At 51.0% G+C, this 576-nt stretch carries 1 protein-coding gene; it reads right to left on the reverse strand.

Translation table 11 applies throughout. The annotated features are described in order from the left end of the window. Positions 1 to 562: ISL3 family transposase (locus ACOCD2_RS25325; RefSeq protein WP_419626390.1), on the reverse strand; the 562-nt coding region annotated here is incomplete at its 3' end. Between the last annotated feature and the right edge of the window lie 14 nt (positions 563 to 576).

Here is a 576-nt window from a genome sequence, read left to right on the forward strand (position 1 = left end):
CTGCTTGGAACAGGCTGTTCAGCCCTTCCATTCGTGCGTTGGTATAGGTTGATGTCCATCGGCGAACTACACGCTCCGCATGGTTCTCCAAAGTCGCTAATGCCTTACGCACAGGCTCCAATAGCTCGCTGTCTCCAATGATTTCCCTGGCGTAACCAATGAACCGGGTTATCCTCCAACGAGCTGCCCTGGGTGTTTTGGCTAATCGTATCCAATCGAGACGCTCCTTGATTCGCCATGCAGTTGCTGTATCCAAGCCCTGATCTAGCAATTCAGCCAACGCCTTGAGTTGATTTGTTGTCAAATGATCTGCATCTCCCCGCTTGAGTACGCTCCAGCGCAGGTGTTTTGGCAAGGGTTTGACACGGCCTTCCCGTTTTCTTACCTCATCCAATGCACGAGTAAAGGTCTGCACAATATGGAACCAGTCCACTGTAACCTCTGCCTGGGGCAAGCTTTCTTTTATCCCCGCAAGAAAGGCGGGTGACATATCACATACCGCTTCCTGAATCACTGATGGCTCGCCTTTATGCGTTTTCAGGAAATCGGAAAATTCTGCCACGGTTTGCTTGCCCT

This window comes from Thiolapillus sp. (assembly GCF_048562965.1).
Lineage (GTDB): Bacteria > Pseudomonadota > Gammaproteobacteria > Chromatiales > Chromatiaceae > Thiolapillus > Thiolapillus brandeum_A.